Annotated in this window: 1 protein-coding gene; it reads left to right on the top strand. The window is 63.6% G+C overall.

The genetic code is table 11. The features are described from left to right. Nucleotides 1-353 precede the first annotated feature (353 nt). Nucleotides 354-506, top strand: a 153-nt coding sequence (locus DAI20_RS20500) for an acetyl-coenzyme A synthetase N-terminal domain-containing protein (RefSeq protein ID WP_159085187.1), incomplete at its 3' end; no start/stop codon positions are given.

The following is a 506-nucleotide window of genomic DNA, read 5'->3' on the forward strand; positions in this document are numbered from 1 at the left end:
CGCTTTCTCTTTGGCGGTCTCAGCGAACGCCATGCCCGGTGCGACCAGGGCGACCAACAGGCAGGCCGCCAAAGGTGTGCGCACGGCTTTCAACGTACGGTGGCTCATGTTGCCCTCTCTCCCAAGTGGCAAGGTGATGCCGCGCGTGGGGCACGGTCGAGCCGAGACTGCGGGGCGTTCACGCACAGCGGCTATTGGCCATTGGTCGAACCCGGCCCTGCAGGACGCTCACTTTCGACCATGGTCTAACCAAGGTGGTGACGCGGCCGGGGGTGGATGGGGCAAACTGAGGGGGATCGGTCGTTGCGATGCTGCGACCGCACATACAAAGTCAACGTGCAAGTGAGGGTGCCATGGCTGATATCTACCCCGTCGATCCGCAGTTCGCCGCCAAGGCACGCATCGACAAGACGTCGTACGAACAGCAGTACCAGGCTTCGGTGACCGACCCGGATGGTTTCTGGGGCAAGGCCGCCGAGCGCCTGCAATGGATGCGCAAGCCGACG

Source organism: Planctomonas deserti, assembly GCF_003067705.1.
In the GTDB taxonomy this organism is placed as follows: Bacteria; Actinomycetota; Actinomycetes; order Actinomycetales; family Microbacteriaceae; genus Planctomonas; species Planctomonas deserti.